Below are 16299 nucleotides of genomic sequence, written 5' to 3'. Positions count from 1 at the left end.
GGCGGAGATCTCCGGGCAGAGTTACTACCGCTGGCGCACGGAATGCGGTGGTCTGAAGCTCGATCAGGCCAGGAAGACGAACGATCTTGAGCGTGAGAGCGCTGGCTTGCGGCGGCTTGTGGCTGATCTGTCCCTGGAGAGGCAGGTGCTGGCGGACGTCGCCCCGGGAAACCTGGTTCGCCCCCGAGCGACGCAGGCAGGCGGTGGACGGCGTCCGTGCGAAGTACGGTCTCTCGGACCGTCACGCCTGCCGGATCGTCGGCCAGTACCGGGGCACGCAGCGCTCCGTGCCCACGGTGCCGGCCGATGCGGATGAGCTGACCCAGGCCATCATCGCCTTGGCGCCCGAGTCCGGACGCTGCGGCTATCGCCGCGTCACCAAGCGGCTGCCGGCAGCCGGCCGGCAGGTCGGCAAAGACCGGGTTCAGCGCATCTGGCGTCGCGCGGGGCTGAAGGTCCGGCGGCTATGGCCGGCGCCATCTCATCCGGTTCGCGGAACGACAGGATCGACGCGTTCCGTCTGCGGAAGAAGGCCCGGCTCAGAACGACGGAGTCGCGCCGGAGCGCGACGGCCGCGGAAACACCGTGCCCGCGTTGAGAAACGGATCAGAAACAAGATAGTGCACAAATTGAATGCTCGCGGATCAATCGCACACTAGCAGAGTTGGATGAGACCAGGAGTATCCTGCCGATCAACCCGACACGGTGACTTGCTATGACCAAGATTATCCTCGCTGCGACATTCGTTGCTACGCTCGCTTCGCCGGCGCTTGCGCAAGCCGTGATCGAAACCCCGACGGGCACGACCGTCGTGGTGCCTCCGGGCGCCCCCGGCGTGGTCACGCGGCAGCCCGGCGCAACCGGCGATGAAGGAGCCGCCACCTACTCGCCGACCGGGCGTGCTGCAGATGGCATCACGAACGACAGCGCCGCCGCCGGCAACGCTGGCCAACCCTCGCGCGTCGGCTCCACCGGCAGCACCGGCGGCAGCGGCGAGTAAGACCGGACCTTGATGCGCTTGCCTCATCGCGGTTCGTCCGAGCGACGGCGCGGCGGCTCGTTCGCCCTGACGGCGGCCGGCTGACCGGTCGCGCTTCGACGGGGCGGCGACGGTTGGGACGCTGATACGGCCGCGTCGCCGGACTTGTGCACGGCATGGCTCGCCCCGGACACTTCGGGTGAGCCTTGTCCGGCGCGCTGGTGGGTCGACGCGCGGGCCACGCAGGGTGCCGCCCGCGCCGCCCCGGCGCCGCAGGGCGCGCGGGCCCGGGACTCCTTCAAAAAACCGGCAGGTCCCCCGGCGCTGACGCCCGAACGGCCCCTGGAGACCGATCGCAGACCGGCGCGCATGAAAATGCCCGCGCCGGCGAACCGGGCGGGCCGAGGTGGATCTGCGCTTCGGGGGATCGCGGATCGATGGGTGCTTTTATCGGGATCCGCCTCTTCCGACAGCCGCCGACCGGCTCTGTCGCTGTCGCAGGAGAGGCCGCAGGACGATACCGGTACAGGCGATCGGCCCCAGCACCAGCCGCCGGGACTCGAGACCCGAACGGGTCATCTCGATCCCCCCGGGTTGCGCCTGCGCGCTGTTCGAAGTCGTGGCGTGCCGCCGCGAAGGTCTAGGCCCGTGGCCGGACATCGCTTCGGGCACATTGTGCTTCGGCGCGCGCACTCTTTCGTGAAGAAACGCTTTCCTGGGGGCGGCTGTTTCGTGCCGGTTCCTGGCGGCGTTCCGAAACCGGACCGGATCCGGTCGCGGTTGTCTCCGAGCGAAGCCGGATCTGAAGACCTCACAGTCTGGAAGGAGGATGACAATGCAAACGAGACTTGCGGGCGCAGCACTCCTCGCGCTCGGTACCCTCACAGCCACAGTGGGTACGGCCGAAGCTGCCCAGGGTTGTGGACCCGGGTTCCACCGCGGCTATTACGGCTGGTGCAGGCCCAACTGGCGTCCCTACGCCTATCGCCCTGTCTATTATGCCCGGCCGGTGGTCTATGGCTGGCACCGCCCCTGGGGCTGGCGTCATCGTTGGGGCTGGCACCACGCGGGCTGGCACCGTCCGTGGGGCTGGCACCACCATTGGGGTTGGCACCGGGCTGCTTGGCACTACCGGTGGTAAGTGCGCGGGCCGGTGCTCCGGCGTCGGCCCCGAACGGCGGCCCGCGGCGCGGGGCGGGCGGCCGTCAGCCGCTCGGACCGCCGCCCACTTCGCTGCGGACCATCTTGAGGAAGGCCAGGGCGGCGCTCGAGAGGGGTCGCCCCGGGCTCCCCAGGATGGTGACCGAGAACGTCACCGTCGGCCGCAGCCGGCGCACGGCGACCTGACCCTTCAGGGCTTTCACCGTCACAGCCTCCGCGATGGCGAATCCGAGGCCTGCGGCGACCATCGCGCAGGCGGCGGCGGCGTTCTGCGTCTCCGCGACGAGGCGAGGCGTGACCCCGTTGACGGTGAAGAGTTCATCGACCTGATCGCGCAGGCGGTACTGCCGCCCGAGCGAGATGTAGGGCTCGTCGTGCAGCTCGGAGAGCGGGACGGACTTGAGCCGCGCCAGGCGATGGCCGGGCGGCAGGACCACCAGCCCGGGCAATTCGATCGGCGCCGCCGCCACCAGGGCACTGCGGCCGACCGGCAGCGCGAAGCCGAGATCGGCATTGCCGGCCTGCACCAGATCGTGGACCTCCCGGGAACTCGCCACCACGTGCGAGATCCGCACCGGCTGCACCTCCATGGCGAATCGGGCCAGCAGCCGGGGGATGAGCGCGAGCCCCATCAGCGGCATGGCCGCGACGCGCAACTCGCCGCTGCCGACGCCGCGCATGTCGTCGATGGCGCGATCCAGCCGGTCCGCGGCCGCGAACAGGGTCGCGACCGCCCCCTCCAGCTTCACGGCCTCCGGCGTCGGCTGAAGGTGACGCCGCGCACGGTCGAACAGCGGCAGCCCGGTCTCGTCCTCCAGGTTGCGCAGCAGCTTCGTGACCGCGGGCTGCGACAGGAGCATCCGCTGCGCCGCCCGGCTGACCGAGCCGCTCTGCATCACGGCCCGGAACGCTTCAAGCTGCCGAAGCCGGCTCGGCGTCATCCGGCCCCCCTGGCTCGCTACCGAAAGGAATGAAACCGCAAAAATTATGAATTTGCGTCTCCCGTCAAGTCTGCGCAGGCTACACAGCATTCGCGAGCCAATAGGCGCGGGAGATGCTTATCGGACAAGCGTCTTGCCTGTTCAGCGCGCAGGAACGGCTGTCCGATTGCTCACGGAGGCAAGCGATGAGGCGTGCGTTACTGGGGTTTCTCTCGGCGGTCGCGCTTTGTGCGGTGCAGACTCCGGCCTGGGCCGAGCAGCGCCTCACCGTCGCCGGATACGGCGGCAGCTACGAGCAGATCATGCGCACCAGCGTCATTCCCGCGTTCGAGCGCGAGAACGACGTCCGGATCGACTACCTGACCGGCAATTCCTCCGACAACCTCGCCCGGATGCAGGCGCAGCGCAGCAACCAGACGGTCGGCGTGGCGGTGCTCGATGACGGCCCGATGGTGCAGGCCGTGTCGCTGGGCCTGTGCCGGACGCTCCCGGACGCGGTGCGCGACGCGGTCTATCCGATCGCCGTCCTGGGCGACGACCACGCCGTCGGCACCGGCTTCGGCTTCACGGGCATCGCCTACAACACGAAGCTGTTCAAGGAGCGCGGCTTCCCGGTGCCGACCTCTTGGATGGACCTCGCCCGGCCGGAATACCGGCAGCGGATCGCGATCCCCGGCATCGACAACACCTACGGCGTCCATACCCTGGCGATGATGGCCCGCATCCACGGCGGCAGCGACAGCGACATCGCCCCCGGGCTGAAGGTGATGCGCCAGCAGATCAACCCCAACGTGCTGGCCTACGAGAGCTCACCCGGCAAGATGAGCGAGATGTTCCAGTCGGGGGAGATCTGGCTCGCCGTCTGGGGCTCGTCCCGGGTCGCGGCCATGCAGCAGGCGGGCTTTCCGCTCGCCATCGCCCGGCCGAAGGAGGGCGCCGTCGTCCTCATGACGGCGGGCTGCGCCGTCACGGGCAGCCCGGAGCCGGCGCTCGCCGACAAGTTCCTCGCCTACCTCGTCTCGCCGAAGGTCCAGGAGATCTTCGCCACGCAGTACGGGGCTGGCCCGACCAACCGGTCCACCAAGCTGCCGCCGGAGGTCGCCGACCGCGTGATCTACGGCGAGGATCAGGTGCGCGCGCTGATCGGCCTCGACTGGGACGTGGTCAACCGCAACCGCGCCGACTGGACCCGGCAATGGCAGCGGCAGGTCGAGCGCTGATGTCCGCGCCCGCCTTCCTCACCCTCGACGGGCTCGGCAAGGATTACGGCACCGTCACCGCGGTCCGCGACGTCAGCCTCGCGGTGGCGCCCGGCGAGTTCCTCGGGCTGCTCGGGCCCTCCGGCTGCGGCAAGACCACGACGCTGCAGATGATCGCCGGCTTCGAGGCGCCGAGCCGCGGGCGCATCCTGATGGAAGGCCGCGACCTGACCGGCACGCCGCCGGCCCAGCGCGGCATCGGGCTGGTGTTCCAGTCCTACGCGCTGTTCCCGCACATGACCGCCGCCGAGAACGTCGCCTTCGGGTTGGAGATGCGCCGGGTGCCGAAGGCGGAGCGGGGCCGGCGGGTCGCCGAGGCCCTGGCGCAGGTTCGCCTCGGGCACCTCGCCGAGCGCTACCCGCGCAACATGTCGGGCGGGCAGCAGCAGCGCGTCGCCCTGGCGCGGGCGCTGGTGGTCGAGCCGCGCCTGCTGCTCCTCGACGAGCCGCTCTCGAACCTCGACGCCAAGCTGCGCGAGGAGATGCAGGTGGAGCTGCGCGACCTCCAGCGCCGGATCGGCGTCACCACGGTGCTGGTCACCCACGATCAGGCCGAGGCGATGGCCCTGTGCGACCGGGTGGCGATCATGCAGGGGGGACGGGTCGTCCAGATCGACGCCCCCTGGCAGGCCTACGACATCCCGGCGGACGCGTTCGTGGCCGACTTCCTCGGCCGCAGCAACCGGCTGCCGGCACGGGCCGCCTCCGGCCACGCGGAGGCCGCGGGCCACCGCTTCTGCCTGCCGCCGGAACTCGCCGACCGGCAGGGCGACATCCTCCTGACGATCCGGCCGGAGCGCCTGCGCATCCGCTGCGAGCGGGCGCCCGGGGGGCAGCCCGGCCTCGACGGTCGCGTGCAGGCGCGGCTCTTCCTCGGCGGGTTCTGGCTCTACACGGTGGAGACGGCTTTGGGCGCCTTCGCGGTCATGGCGCAGAACACCGGCGCGACGCCGCTCGACGAGGGCGCCGCGGTGACGCTCGACTGGGACGCCCACAGCCTGCGGCGGCTGGAGCCGGCATGACCCCACGCTTCCAAGCTGTTTCGCCGCGTGCGCAACAGGGGATCGGTGCTCCCCGGCCCATGACGCACGCGCCCTTTCCCGGACAGGTGGAGCGCCAGCGGAACCTGATCCGGGACCCAGCACGAGACTTCGCGAAGCGTCGATCTGGATCGACCTGTGCCGCTGGCGCGGCGCTCATCGTGCTGGGTCCCGGGTCGCATTCCGCTTTCGCTGCATGCGCCCGGGAAAAGGGCCGTGCAAACTGGTTCGCCGCCCCTTCTCGGGTCCCAGCCCAACACCTTGAACGGGCCGCGGCATGACCCGCCTCGACCGCCTGACCCCCGCGCTGCTGACCGCGCCCTCCGCCCTCGTCTATGCCGGGGCGCTGCTCGTGCCGCTGGCCGGCGTGCTGGCCCTAAGTCTGCACGGCTTCGACTTCGAAAAGGGCGTGCTGCCCGGCTGGGGGCTCGCCAACTACCGGGATCTCTTCACCGATCCGCTGTTCGGCGAGGCCCTGGCGCGCACCTTCCGGATCGCCGGGCTGACGACGCTGATCTGCCTCCTCGTCGGGGTGCCGGAGGCCTGGATCATCCACCGCATGGACCCGCGCTGGCGGGGGCCGATGCTCCTCGTCGTGGTCGGGCCGCTGCTGGTCTCGGTGGTGGTGCGCAACTTCGGCTGGATGGTGCTGCTCGGCACGAACGGCCTCGTCAATCAGGCGCTCACCGCCCTCCACGTGCCCGGAGCGCCGTTCCGGCTGATGTTCACGGAAGGCGCCGTGGTGATCGGCCTCGTCCACGTGATGGTGCCGCTCGTGGTGCTCTCCGTCTGGGCGAGCCTCGGCCGGCTCGATCCGGTGCTGGAGCGAGCCGCCACCAGCCTCGGGGCGGGACGGGTTACGGTGTTCACCCGGGTCGTGCTGCCCAACGTCATGCCGGGCGTCATGGCCGGCGCGCTGATGGTGTTCTGCCTCTCGGCCTCGGCCTTCGCGACGCCCGCCATGCTGGGGGGCAAGCGCCTGAAGGTCGTCTCCAGCATGACCTACAACGAGTTCCTCAACACCCTGAACTGGCCGCTCGGCGCGGCGCTTGCCACCGTGCTGATGGCGGCGATCCTGCTGGCGACGCTCCTCTGGACCCGGCTCGTCGAGAGGCGGGCGCTGCGCCGGCTCGGCGCGGTCGCGCAGGGAGGTCCGGCATGAGCCGCAACGGCCCCCTGGCGCTCGCCTTCCACGCCTTGTTCCTCGCCTTCATCCTGGCGCCGCTGCTGGTGGTGATCGCCGTCTCGTTCACCGGCCAGGGCTACCTCGCTTTGCCGTCCGACGGCCTGTCGCTGCGCTGGTGGCGGGCGATCGGCGACAACCCGCGCTTCTTGGAGAGCTTCTGGTACAGCACGCGCCTCGGCGTGACGGCCGCGACGATCTCCGCCCTGATCGCCGTCCCGGCCGCCCTGGCGATCGCCCGCTGGCGCTTCCCCGGCCGGGGCACCCTGGTGGCGGTCCTCGCCTCGCCGCTGATGATTCCGCACGTGGTGCTGGGCGTGGCGCTGCTGCGCTTCTTCTCGGGGTTCGGCTTGTCCGGCAGCTTCGCCGGCCTCGTGGCCGCCCATGTCATCGTGATCACGCCCTACATGCTGCGCCTCGTCGGCGCCGGCCTGTCGGGCCTCGATCCGCGCATCGAGCGCGCCGCCGAGAGCCTCGGCGCCGACCGGTTCACGGTGTTCCGGCGCGTGACCCTGCCGCTGATCGCCCCCGGCCTCGCGGGCGGCTGGATCCTGGCCTTCGTCACCAGCTTCGACGAGCTGACGGTGAGCCTGTTCCTGGCCTCGCCGGCGGCCAACCCGCTGCCGGTGCAGCTGTTCAACTACATCGACCAGATGACCGACCCGCTGGTCGCGTCGGTCTCGGCGGCGCTGATCCTCGTCACCGCCCTGGTCCTCTTGGGGCTCGATCGCTTCTACCCGATCGACCGCCTGCTCACCGGGGAGCGCCGCGCATGACCGGACGACAGACGCGGGACGCCATCGTGGTCGGCGGCGGCCTCGTCGGCGCCGCGATCGCCTACGGGTTGCAGCGCCAGGGCCTGTCGACCGTGATGCTCGACGAGGGCGACGTCGCCCACCGGGCGAGCCGGGGCAATTTCGGGCTGGTCTGGGTTCAGTCGAAGGGCCTCGGCGCGCCGCATTACCAGCACTGGACCCACGCCTCGGCCCGGGCGTGGCCGGAGCTGGCCGCCGATCTCCTCAAGACGACCGGCATCGGCGTCGGGCTGCACCAGCCGGGGGGGCTGCATTTCTGCTTCTCGGACGACGAGATGGCCCAGCGCGACGCGCTGATGGGCCAGCTGCGCCGGGAGGCCGGCAATGCCGGCTACGAATACCGGATGATCCCGGCCGCGGAGCTGCGCGACATGGTGCCGGGCCTCGGACCGCAGGTCGTGGGCGCCTCGTGGACGCCCTATGACGGCCATGCGAGCCCGCTGCATCTGCTCCGCGCGCTGCACGCGGCGTTCCAGGATCTCGGCGGCCTCTACCGGCCGAACGCCCGGGTCACGGCCATCACGGCGGCCCCGCGCGACTTCACCGTCGAGATCGGCGCCGAGACCGTCCGGGCGCCGCGCCTCGTCCTCGCCTCCGGCCTCGGCAACGCGGATCTCGCGCCGCTCGTCGGCCTGTCGGCGCCGCTGCGGCCCGAGCGCGGCCAGATCCTGGTCACGGAGCGCACCCGGCAGGTCCTCGCGCTGCCGACCCACGTCGTCCGCCAGACCGAGGAGGGCTCGCTGCTGCTGGGCGACAGCAAGGAGGATATGGGCTTCGACACCCTGACCCAGACCCCCGCGGTCATGCGGGCCATCGCCCGCAAGGCGGTCCTGACCTTCCCGTGGATCGCGGAGCTGAACATCGTCCGGGCCTGGGCGGCGCTCCGCGTCATGTCGCCGGACGGCAAGCCGATCTACGACGCATCCGAGCGTTACCCAGGCGCCATCATCGCCAATTGCCATTCGGGGGTGACGCTCGCCGGCGCGCATGCCGGCCTGCTCGCCCCGATGATCGCGGCCGGCGCGCTCGCGCCGGACCTCTTCCCCTTCAGCGCGAGACGCTTCGATGTTCAGAAGGCGGCCTGAGGCCCGTCCGGCCCCCGGGGACCGGCTGGTGGAGGTTTTTGTCGCGGGCCGTGCCGTCCACGTCCCGGAGGGCGCCTCCGCGGCGGCCGCCGTGCTGCTCGCCGGCCTGCCCGCGATCCGCACGACGCCGGTCGGCGGCGCGCCGCGGCTGCCCTACTGCATGATCGGGATCTGCTTCGACTGCCTCGCCGGGATCGACGGCGTGGCCAACCGCCAATCCTGCCTCGTGCCGGTCGCCCCGGGCATGCGGATCGAGCCGCAGCTCGGCGCCCGCGCGGCGCGGATCGAGGACGCCGCATGAGCCACGATCTCGCCATCGTGGGCGCCGGCCCGGCCGGCATGGCGGCCGCCATCGAGGCCGCGTCCCTCGGGCTCTCGGTCACCCTGCTGGACGAGCAGCCCGCCCCGGGCGGACAGGTCTTTCGCGCGGTGGAGGCCGCCTCCGGGGACCCGGCTTTGGCCGGCGAGTTCCTCGATGCCGGCGGTGCCCTGGCGGGGGCGTTCCGCGCCGCGACGGGGATCGCCTACCGGCCGCGGACCACGCTGTGGCACCTCGACCCGGATGCGGGCTTGCTGTCGGTCGCATCGAGCGGCGCCACTGCGGAGATCGCGGCCAAGCGCGTCCTGCTGGCGACCGGCGCCCAGGAGCGGCCGGTGCCGATCCCCGGCTGGACGCTGCCCGGCGTCATGAGCGCGGGCGCTGCCCAGATCCTGCTCAAGACGGCCGGCGCCGTGCCGGAGGGATCCGTGGTGATCGCCGGGCAGGGCCCGCTCTGCTGGCTGCTCGCCGTCCAACTCCTGCGGGCCGGCGTGGAGCGGCTGACGCTGCTGGAGACCGGCGCCGGCGGCGCCCTCCGGGACGCCCTGCGGGCCGGCGGGCTCTGGACCGGCCGCAGGCTGCTCACGAAGGGCATCGCCCTGATGCGCGAGACCCGGGCGCGGGGCTTGCGCGTGGTCCGCAACGTCGGCGACCTGCGGGCGGAGGGCGACGGCCGGGTCTCGACCGTACGCTGGCGCCAGGGGGGCCGCGACCACGCGCTCGCCTGCGACACGCTCCTCCTCCACGAGGGGGTGATCCCCGCGACCCACATCACCCGGGCGCTGGGGCTCGATCACGATTGGGACGACAGGCAGCTCTGCTGGCGGCCGCGCCTCGACGCCTGGGGCGCCACCAGCCATCCGAACGTGGCGGTGGCGGGCGATGGCGGCGGCATCGGCGGCTGGGAGGCCGCCGCCGCGGGCGGACGGCTCGCCGCCCTCGACGCGGCCCACCGGCTCGGCCGGCTCGACGCCGCCACCCGCGACGCCCGCGCCGCGCAGCCCCAGAAGGCGCTGCGCGCGGCCCTGGCGCTCAGGCCCTTCCTCGACCGGCTCTACCGCCCCGCCGCTTGCATCCTCGCCCCCGCCGACGACACGATCGTGTGCCGCTGCGAGGAGATCACCGCCGGCCAGATCCGCGGGGCCGCCCGCCGCGGCGCCGCCGGCCCGAACCAGGTCAAGGCCTTCCTGCGGGCCGGCATGGGGCCGTGCCAGGGGCGCATGTGCGGGACCGTCGTCGCCGGGCTGATCGCCGAGACCCGCGGCGCCGCCATGGAGACGGTCGGCGCCCTGCGGCCGCGGGCGCCGTTCAAGCCGATGACGGTCGGCGAGCTCGCCAACGCGCAGCCGGACGCGATCCCGGAGCTGACCGCGTGACGGCGATACCCCGCATCGTGATCGTCGGCGGCGGCCCGGCGGGTCGCGCGGCGCTGGCCGCGCTGCCCGGCGCCATCCTGATCGCCCGCCCCGACGCCACGGCTTGGCACGCCGAGCCCGGCCGCCTCTGGGTCGAGGGCGGTGGGCGGGTCTGGGCCGAGCCGTTCGGCGCCCTTCTGGTCTGCGCCGACGAGCCGCTGCTGCTCGCCGCCCTCGGCTGCGCCATCCGCGACGGGCGGGTGATGGCCGACGCCACGGGCCGGACCGGCGTGCCGGGCATTTCGGTCGCCGGCCGTATCGCGGGGGCGACGACCCCCGAAGCGGCGGAACGGCAGGCGACCGCCGCGGCGCGCGCCCTTGCCGATGGGACTCCCGGCCGGGAGCCGCGGCCGGACCCGCCCGCCGAGACTCCGGCCGCGCTGCGGCTCGATCCGGTGGCCCTCGCGGCTTTGCTGGAGCAGCCCGCGAGCCTCGCGCGCGACGGGGCCGCGCTCGCGCAGCGCGCGATCCTCGGCGCGATGGTGCCGGCGCGGCCCGTCGGCCTCGCGGCGCTCGCCGGCCTCGTCGCCGCGATGCCGGAGCCGATCCCGCCCCAGACGGATACGGGCGTGCTCGCATGACGGATCCCGACATCCTCATCGTCGGCGGCGGGCTGCACGGGCTCTCCGCCGCCCTTCACCTCGCCCGCGCCGGTCGACGCGTGCGCGTGCTGGAGGCCCGGCAGGTCGGCGCTGAGGCCTCGGGCTACTCGGCGGGCGGCGTGCGCACCCTGGGCCGCCATCCCGCCGAGGTTCCGCTCGCCCTGGCGGCGATCGAGCGCTGGCCTGCAATCGCGGATCTCGTCGGCGACGATTGCGGCTTCCGCTCCGTCGGACAGGTCCGGGTGGCCGAGAATGATGCGGAGTTCACGCTTCTGGCGGAGCGCGTCGAGGGCCTGCGCGCCGCCGGCTGGACGCACGAGGAGCTGGTCGATGCCCAGGCGGTACGCCAGCTGCTCCCGGCCGTAGCGCCCCACGTGGTCGGTGGCCTCGTCGCCCGCCGCGACGGCTTCGCCTCCCCCTTGCGCACGACGCGCGCCTTCGGCCGCGCCGCCGTGGCGGCCGGGGCCGAGGTGATCGAGGGCGCCCGCGTCGCCGCAATGGACCGCCGCGCCGGGCTCTGGCGCCTGCGCACCCACGGGGGCGAGACCCATGCCGCGCCGCTCCTGCTCAACGCCGCGGGCGCCTGGGGCGGGCGCATCGCCCGCGCGGCCGGGGAGGAGATCCCGCTCGGCTTCAACGCCTTCCAGATGCTGCTCACCGAGGCGCTGCCGCCGCTCCTGACGCCGGTGGTCGGGGCGGCCGGGCGGCCGCTCTCGTTCAAGCAGTCCGAGACCGGCCACGTGATGATCGGCGGCGGTCACAAGGGACGGGCCGACCTCGACTCGGGCGAGATTCGCCTCGACGTCCCGCGCCTCGCCTATTCGGCCCGCACGGCGCTCGACCTGTTCCCGGCCCTGCACGGGGCGCGGATCGTCCACGCCTGGGCCGGCATCGAGGGCGTCACGCCGGACGACCTGCCGGTGATCGGCCGGTCCGCCGTGGCGGCGGGGCTGGTGCACGCCTTCGGATTCTCCGGGCACGGTTTTGCGCTCGCGCCCGTCGTCGGCGCGATCGTTGCCGGCCTGCTGCTCGACGGACCGGAGACGCACGCCCTCGCGGCGTTCGCGCCGGCCCGCTCCCAGCTCTGCGGCCCCGCCGCCGAGACCCGTCCGGCCTTGCTGCAGCCGGCCGGCTGATCTTCCACCCACGAGGACTTGTTTGCGATGATCGAACGCCATATCCGCACGCCCATCATGCACCGCGTGGTGGAGCATGGCGGCGTCCTCTACTTCGGCGGCATCGTGGCCGAGGACCGCTCCGCGCCGATGCGGGGCCAGACCGAGCAGATCCTGGCGCGGATCGACGCGCTGCTCGCCGAGGTGGGCAGCGACAGGAGCCGGATCCTCACGGCCACGCTCTACATCACCGACATGGCGCTCAAGGACGAGATGAACGCGGCCTGGACGGCCTGGTTCGCCCCCGAGCTGCTGCCGAGCCGCTCCACCATCGGCGTCGCCGAACTCGGCCCCCAGGTCCTGATCGAGGCGGTGATCACCGCGGCGACATGAGCGTCGCCTGAGGGGGGCTCGGCCGCACGTCACGGAGTCACTCCGGGCCGTGCGGCCGAGCCTCGGGAGGGCGTACGATCACGCGGGAGGCCGCCGGGCTCGCTGGAGCGCGGCGCCCGAGGCACGCGTCACTTCCTGTTCTTGATCAGGCTGTCGACGTTCTTGTCGGCTTCCGTGTTCTCTTTTCTCCGGACGGCGATGGTGTGCTTCGTGTCCTTCATCGACATCGCATCCCGCTTCCCCTGCGGCATCTCGTTCGGCGCGGCCATGGCCGGGACGGTCGCCAGAACAAAGGCCGCGCAGAGGGCGGCGCTCACCGTCGTCTTGATCATGATCAGTCTCCATTGATTTGGCTTGACACGACGTCTTGTTGAAGTTTCCCGTTCCTTATCGATCGATCACGAATTTGGTATTGTCTTCGGGCCACTTGAGGACGTCGGGCTCATTGATGTGGACATGCCTCGACGGGCCGCCTTGCCGGGGCCGGCTGCTGTCGGAGGGATGGAGCGCGGGCTGGGTCGACAGGTCGAGGCTGCCGCGTTGCAGGCACGTCAGCGGCGCCACGTAGGATGGCATGCCACCGATCGCGCGCTCCGCGCGGCAGACGCCGCGTCCCCCGGTCCCGAAGGATGGCCGCCGGGTCCTCAGGGTGCGCCGTGCGGCGTGCCCATCGGAGACGCGACCGCGGTAGCTTGCCGGGTCGACGGGACCGGGCCCTGCGCGCCGCTCCGGCGTGCAGACCGTACGGAGGTCGGATCGCAGCGGCCTGCCTGCGCGCGCAGAAGCCGGCCTCAACCTGCAGAGGAGCAGGCCAGGCGCGACGACGCGCGCCGCGGCGGATCCTGGTCGCACGCGCCACTTCCGTGGCCCGTGTGATCCGATGAGTCCGCGGCGCCCGGAATCGCGCTCGGTGTGCAGGCCGGGCCTGAGCCCGGCTGCCGGTTACTTGCCGGACTTGGTGCTCGTGGCCGTGCCGGTCGCCATCGGAGCGGCGGTGTTCGCCGCCGCGGCCTTGGCCGTCTGCGGGAGCGCGACCGCGTCGATCACGTCGAAGCGCATCCCGTCCTGGGCGGTCTTCAGGACCGCGTTCGCCTCGTAATACTTGCCCTGCCCGATCAGGCTCGCGGCCTGATTGACATCGGCGATGGTCTTGTCGAGCGGCAGCACCGCCATGGTGAAGTTCACGTCGACATGGGCGAGCTTGAGCTTCTCGATCGCGCCCTTCTGGTCGCCATGGGCGAGATTCTTGTTCGCCTCGGTCACCGCCGAGGCCTTCTCGGGCGTGGCCACGAAATCGTCGCCCAGCGTCAGCTGCGCGTCCACCGGCACCCAGGCGACCTGATCCTTGGAGGGCTTGGCGTTGGTCGTCGCGGGCTGGGCCGTTGCGGACTGGGCCATGGCCTTGTGGCCGGCCATATCGGCGGGGGTCTTGAGATCGGCCTCAGCCTTGGTGAACACGGCGTCATCGGTCTTGGCCTTCGTGAAGGCCGCCTGCGTCTTGCCGATCAGATCCTTGGCCTGGGCGGGGTCCGCCTCGAAGATGGCCAGACGCGTGAGCTGGAGATCACGGAACGCCTGCGCGCCGTCCTTCGAGAGCTTGCCCGCATCCTTGTCGATCGCCGTCGTCTGCGCGGTGGGCTGCTGGGCGGCCTGTTCGGCGGCGTAGGCAGTCCCGCCGAGGATGGTGGTGAGCACGAGCGCCGCGGCCATGGATTTGCGATAAGCCATCTTCTATCTCCGTCTGAGCGCCGAAAGCAAGATCTTCGGATGTATCGATCTCGTTCCTCGCGTGTTCATATAATATTCATTGGACTTGTTGGTCGCATGTCCATTTGATTAAAGTTCGGCCATGTTGAGGCGCGCGCCGCGCAGGTCGGGACGCGCGCGGACCGGCAGCCCGTGTCACGGTCTCGCGAGCGGATCTCTCCGTCCCGACCCGGGCTTGCCTCAGACGGCCGCCGCAGCGGGAAAGATCAGGTCGAACCGGCAGCCGCCGGTCGCGGCCGGATGGACGCTGACGGTCGCGTCGTGGAGCTTGGCGATCGCGGCCACGAGGCTCAGCCCAAGGCCGTTGCCCTGGGTCTGGCGGGCGACTTCCGAGCGGTAGAAGCGCTGGAAGATCTTGCCGCGCTCCGTCGCGGGCAGGCCCGGTCCCGTATCCTCCACGGCGAGGCTGACTCCACCGCCCTGGCGGGTCAGCCGCACGCATACCGCGCCCCCCTGGGGCGTGAACTTCAGGGCGTTGTCGAGGAGGTTCGACAGAGCTTCGAAGCAGAGGTCGCGGTCGCCATGGATCGCCTGGGCTCCCGGCCCGCAAGCCAGGGTCAGCCGCACGCCCTTCTCCTCGGCCAAAGGCTCGAACAGATCCAGGGCCGCCGCGGCCAGCTCACCGAGATCGACCGGCGCGAAGGCCGTGCGGCGGCCCTCTTCCATCGCACCGATCCGCAGCACCGCCGTCACCATGGCGAGGGTCTGGTCGATCCAGGCGAGGCCCTGGTCGATCGTCTCGTGGAACTCCTCCACCGTCCGGGCCTGCGCCCGGCTGCGCTCCAGCCGGGCGCGCAGCCGGGTCAGCGGCGTGCGCAGGTCGTGGGCGATCGCGTCGCCGACGCTGCGGACCTCGCCCATCAGGTGCTCGATCTCGTCGAGCATCCGGTTCACGTTGGCGGCCAGCCGGTCGAACTCGTCGCCCCGGTTGCCGACCGGCAGGCGCCGGCCCAGGTCGCCGCGCATCACCTCGGCGAGCGCCGCCTCGGTGACGGCGAGCCGCCGCCGCCCCCGCCGCGCGAGCAGCAGCCCGCCGAGCCCCGACAGGGCCAGCGTCGGCACCAGCCCGAGGCCGAGCGCGCGCAGGGTCGTCACCCGCACGCGGTCGATCTCGTCGGAATCGTGGGCGATCACCACGGTGCTGCCGTCGGGCAGCGGCAGGGCGGCCGCCCAGATCTCGTCGGCGAGCCTGTGTTCCGCGACCTGCACGGTGGCGCTCACGCGGTAGGCGTCCCCGTCGCGGGCGAGCCGATCGGGCATCGCATCGAGGTTGCCGGCCCGGCGCGCGCCCTCCGGGCCGAACAGGCCGCCGTAATGGGTGGCGTGCAGGTCCATGGCGGTCCAGGTGTCGACCCGCAAAGCCGCGGAGGCCGGGTCGGCGGCGGCCGCGCGGACTTCGAGCCGCAGCGTCTCGGCCAGCTCCTCGCGCAGGTAGGCCGCCGTCTGCCAGTAGATGAAGGCGAACATCGTCAGCGCCAGCAGCACCGACCACAGGGCGATCCCGAGCGCCCAGCGCACGGTCGTGGAGCGCAGGAGATCAGTCATCGGGCGTGAAGGTGAAGCCGAGGCCGCGCATGTTCTGGATCAGGGGCGGCCCGCCGCAGGCGTCGAGCTTGCGGCGCAGGCGTCCGAGATGGACGTCGATCAGGTTCGATTTCGGGGTGAACCGGTAGTTCCAGACCTCCTCGAACAGCATCGCCCGGGTGACGATCTGGCCGGGCGCGCGCATCAGGTAGGCGAGGAGCTTCAGTTCGCGCGGCAGCAATTCGAGGTCGCGCGCCCCGCGCCGGCCGGTCCCGGCGATCAGGTCGATCTCCAGGCTGCCGACCCGCAGCAGGGTCTCGCGGCTGTCCACCGGGCGCCGGAGCAGCGCCTCGATCCGCGCGGCGAGTTCGCCCAGGGCGAAGGGCTTGGCGAGGTAATCGTCCCCGCCCGCGCGCAGGCCGCGGATCCGCTCGTCCACGTCGCCGAGGGCGCTGAGGACCAGGGCCGGGGTCCGGTCCCCGTCACGCCGGAGGTCCTGAAGGACGCCGAGCCCGTCCTGGCCGGGCAGCATCCGGTCAAGGATGATCGCGCCCCAGGCACCGTCCCGGGCCGCCAGCGCACCGTCGGGGCCGGTCGCCGTCCAGGTGACCGCGTGACCGCGCCCGCGCAGGTCGTCGAGCACGACCCCGGCGGTTTCCGCATCATCCTCGATCAGCAGCACCCGTGCCACGCGCCCACGC

Annotated in this window: 17 protein-coding genes and 1 pseudogene; 13 read left to right on the top strand and 5 right to left on the bottom strand. The window is 72.1% G+C overall.

Annotation, left to right across the window (positions count from 1 at the left end):
- From MKK75_RS11625 to MKK75_RS11615, 3 genes and pseudogenes are all read left to right on the top strand, one after another.
- Positions 1-470: pseudogene (locus tag MKK75_RS11625) on the top strand (IS3 family transposase); the annotation flags it as partial.
- 245 nt (positions 471-715) lie between these two features.
- A complete protein-coding gene (locus MKK75_RS11620; RefSeq protein WP_244042729.1) occupies positions 716-1000 on the top strand; it encodes a hypothetical protein in 285 nt (94 codons plus the stop codon).
- An 814-nt stretch (positions 1001-1814) separates the two neighbouring features.
- Positions 1815-2120 (top strand): GCG_CRPN prefix-to-repeats domain-containing protein, encoded by a 306-nt coding sequence (locus MKK75_RS11615; RefSeq protein WP_244042728.1) that lies wholly within the window; start codon positions 1815-1817, stop codon positions 2118-2120.
- A gap of 64 nt (positions 2121-2184) precedes the next feature.
- Here MKK75_RS11615 and MKK75_RS11610 read toward each other — a convergent pair whose 3' ends face one another.
- Complete coding sequence (locus tag MKK75_RS11610) at positions 2185-3081, bottom strand: LysR family transcriptional regulator (RefSeq protein WP_244042727.1); 897 nt, start codon at positions 3079-3081, stop codon at positions 2185-2187.
- 185 nt (positions 3082-3266) lie between these two features.
- Here MKK75_RS11610 and MKK75_RS11605 point away from each other — a divergent pair, with 185 nt between their 5' ends.
- The 10 genes from MKK75_RS11605 to MKK75_RS11560 all read left to right on the top strand — a co-directional run bounded on the left by MKK75_RS11605 (position 3267) and on the right by MKK75_RS11560 (position 12307).
- Positions 3267-4301, top strand: a complete 1035-nt coding sequence (locus MKK75_RS11605; protein WP_244042726.1) for an ABC transporter substrate-binding protein — start codon at positions 3267-3269, stop codon at positions 4299-4301.
- The gene (locus tag MKK75_RS11600; RefSeq protein WP_244042725.1) at positions 4301-5362 is read left to right on the top strand and encodes an ABC transporter ATP-binding protein; all 1062 of its coding nucleotides are present in this window, start codon (positions 4301-4303) and stop codon (positions 5360-5362) included. Before MKK75_RS11605 ends, MKK75_RS11600 begins: the two co-directional genes overlap by 1 nt.
- A 295-nt stretch (positions 5363-5657) precedes the next feature.
- Positions 5658-6542: an ABC transporter permease gene (locus MKK75_RS11595; RefSeq protein WP_244042724.1), complete on the top strand. Its 885-nt coding sequence runs from the start codon at positions 5658-5660 to the stop codon at positions 6540-6542.
- Positions 6539-7339: an ABC transporter permease gene (locus MKK75_RS11590; RefSeq protein ID WP_244042723.1), complete on the top strand. Its 801-nt coding sequence runs from the start codon at positions 6539-6541 to the stop codon at positions 7337-7339. Before MKK75_RS11595 ends, MKK75_RS11590 begins: the two co-directional genes overlap by 4 nt.
- Positions 7336-8463 carry an NAD(P)/FAD-dependent oxidoreductase gene (locus MKK75_RS11585; RefSeq protein WP_244042722.1) on the top strand — a complete coding sequence of 376 codons (1128 nt, stop codon included), beginning with the start codon at positions 7336-7338 and terminating at the stop codon, positions 8461-8463. The genes MKK75_RS11590 and MKK75_RS11585 overlap by 4 nt, the downstream gene beginning before the upstream one ends.
- Positions 8444-8764 carry a (2Fe-2S)-binding protein gene (locus MKK75_RS11580; RefSeq protein WP_244042721.1) on the top strand — a complete coding sequence of 107 codons (321 nt, stop codon included), beginning with the start codon at positions 8444-8446 and terminating at the stop codon, positions 8762-8764. The genes MKK75_RS11585 and MKK75_RS11580 overlap by 20 nt, the downstream gene beginning before the upstream one ends.
- Complete coding sequence (locus MKK75_RS11575; RefSeq protein WP_244042720.1) at positions 8761-10158, top strand: NAD(P)/FAD-dependent oxidoreductase; 1398 nt, start codon at positions 8761-8763, stop codon at positions 10156-10158. The genes MKK75_RS11580 and MKK75_RS11575 overlap by 4 nt, the downstream gene beginning before the upstream one ends.
- Positions 10155-10778, top strand: a complete 624-nt coding sequence (locus MKK75_RS11570; protein ID WP_244042719.1) for a hypothetical protein — start codon at positions 10155-10157, stop codon at positions 10776-10778. The genes MKK75_RS11575 and MKK75_RS11570 overlap by 4 nt, the downstream gene beginning before the upstream one ends.
- Positions 10775-11935 (top strand): NAD(P)/FAD-dependent oxidoreductase, encoded by a 1161-nt coding sequence (locus tag MKK75_RS11565; protein WP_244042718.1) that lies wholly within the window; start codon positions 10775-10777, stop codon positions 11933-11935. The genes MKK75_RS11570 and MKK75_RS11565 overlap by 4 nt, the downstream gene beginning before the upstream one ends.
- 27 nt (positions 11936-11962) lie before the next feature.
- Positions 11963-12307 carry a RidA family protein gene (locus MKK75_RS11560; RefSeq protein ID WP_244042717.1) on the top strand — a complete coding sequence of 115 codons (345 nt, stop codon included), beginning with the start codon at positions 11963-11965 and terminating at the stop codon, positions 12305-12307.
- Positions 12308-12435: 128 nt separating this feature from the next.
- On the opposite strand, the gene MKK75_RS11555 is transcribed toward MKK75_RS11560, so the two are convergent.
- From MKK75_RS11555 to MKK75_RS11540, 4 genes are all read right to left on the bottom strand, one after another.
- Positions 12436-12639 (bottom strand): hypothetical protein, encoded by a 204-nt coding sequence (locus MKK75_RS11555; protein ID WP_244042716.1) that lies wholly within the window; start codon positions 12637-12639, stop codon positions 12436-12438.
- Between the two features lie 610 nt (positions 12640-13249).
- Entirely contained in the window at positions 13250-14035 is a 786-nt protein-coding gene (locus MKK75_RS11550) for a YfdX family protein (protein ID WP_244042715.1), read from the bottom strand.
- Between the two features lie 219 nt (positions 14036-14254).
- Positions 14255-15619 carry an ATP-binding protein gene (locus MKK75_RS11545; protein WP_244042714.1) on the bottom strand — a complete coding sequence of 455 codons (1365 nt, stop codon included), beginning with the start codon at positions 15617-15619 and terminating at the stop codon, positions 14255-14257.
- On the bottom strand, positions 15612-16289 hold the full coding sequence (locus MKK75_RS11540) for a response regulator transcription factor (RefSeq protein ID WP_244042713.1): 678 nt from the start codon (positions 16287-16289) through the stop codon (positions 15612-15614). Before MKK75_RS11540 ends, MKK75_RS11545 begins: the two co-directional genes overlap by 8 nt.
- Between the last annotated feature and the right edge of the window lie 10 nt (positions 16290-16299).

Origin of the sequence: Methylobacterium sp. J-030, assembly GCF_022829545.1 — a bacterium.
Taxonomy (GTDB): domain Bacteria; phylum Pseudomonadota; class Alphaproteobacteria; order Rhizobiales; family Beijerinckiaceae; genus Methylobacterium.
This window is presented reverse-complemented; position numbering and strand designations above follow the sequence as displayed.